This is a genomic window from Phormidesmis priestleyi ULC007, assembly GCF_001895925.1.
GTDB classification, from domain to species: Bacteria; Cyanobacteriota; Cyanobacteriia; order Leptolyngbyales; family Leptolyngbyaceae; genus Phormidesmis_A; species Phormidesmis_A priestleyi_A.
This window is the reverse complement of sequence record NZ_MPPI01000103.1, coordinates 1-1,363: the sequence shown is the minus strand read 5'-3', so window position 1 is coordinate 1,363 and position 1,363 is coordinate 1. Positions and strand designations below refer to the sequence as shown.

General features: G+C 45.0%; 2 protein-coding genes. Both read right to left on the bottom strand.

Annotated features, from left to right (window positions below):
- Positions 1-366: 366 nt before the first annotated feature.
- On the bottom strand, positions 367-522 hold the full coding sequence (locus BRW63_RS28675) for a hypothetical protein (protein WP_181314520.1): 156 nt from the start codon (positions 520-522) through the stop codon (positions 367-369).
- Between the two features lie 30 nt (positions 523-552).
- Positions 553-1,203: a hypothetical protein gene (locus tag BRW63_RS26975; RefSeq protein WP_106254248.1), complete on the bottom strand. Its 651-nt coding sequence runs from the start codon at positions 1,201-1,203 to the stop codon at positions 553-555.
- Positions 1,204-1,363: the final 160 nt, after the last annotated feature.

Here is a 1,363-nt window from a genome sequence, read left to right as displayed (position 1 = left end):
AACTTACGAGCAGCAGTATCAGGAACGAATGGTCAAAAACCTCAAGAAAAAGGCGATGGCGCTTGGATTTGACCTCGTTGCTAAACCTGCTCTCCCGGAGTGTGTTTCTTAGGAGATAGCTCAGTTTAGCTGATTATCTCCTCAGTTAATTACTGCTCGGCTACTTTTGCCATCCTGCACTAGACTCAGAAGTAGGAGCATTTCTAGCAAAAATGAGTACGAGAGCGCAAATGGAAGTCACGATGAACTGCGAGATCTCCTGTTGAACAAAGTTTATTTCCATCGGCAAGCCATCTGAAGTCAATTTAGACATCTCTAATTGACTAACCACAGACGGCAATAATATGAGTCAGCGATCGCAAACCTTTATCGGCTCCGCTCCAAATTGCCGAAGCGCGATCGCAACCAATGATCAGCGATTTCTCCCGACTCCTTCTGCTGGAAGAGCGCGATCGCGACTTCTTGGCGCAAGTCCGCTTCTGCCAGAGATAGATTATCGGGAAGCTCGATCGTGACTTGCATTGTTTTGGCTCCAAATCTAGTGCAATGTCCCTACTTCACATCTTCGCTTACGCCTTCAAGAAATGCGATCGCGCCTTTTGCCCAAACATTATTTTCTGCAAAGTGCTCGCCGACTTTGACACCTGCTTTTTTGCCGCCCTTCCAAAGCCGTTTGAGGCTGAGAAAGTTTTGCCATCTCTGCTGGTCTTGCGCTTCGATGAGTTTTGCCTCCACCTCAATGATCTGAGGAACAGCATTTACGTCTGACAACTTGGGGTATTTCTGCTGGAGTTCGTCAATAAACTGTGTGTAGTCCGTGAGTAAAATCTCAAAGTTTTGTTCAGAAGAGTTGCTGTGTTGGGTAAATTCCTGTTTGCTGCCTTCAGCCGCGTAGTTAACGCCGATCGTTGCATTCTGCTGATTGAAAATGGGTTGATTCATGATGATTGTTCCTGCGGTTTCGCTGTTTTGTTGGGCTTGTCGATCGACTTTCTGTGCTTCTAGATGGGCATGATAGATTTCATAGGCGTAGTATTTGCAGTTTTCTTGAATAGTGACTAAGGCACGGAAAGCATTTTCACCAAATTCTGTCGGTATAAGATTACGCAGAGCAGGAAGCGTGTAAGCTACGTGATCACTACTTGTGCCGCATAACATTTCGGCTGCCTCAAAAGAGCAAAAAGGTGGGATTTGTGGATGCATACCTTCCTGTAGGGTTATCATTTCAAGTAATACAGGAATTATTTCGGGAGTGTAAATTAGTTTGTGTCAGAGGTCAAAACACGATCTAATGAACCCATCACCAGAGACACAAACTCATGACCTTTCGACCTGAATTAATTGACGAACTTCTCAAAGAATA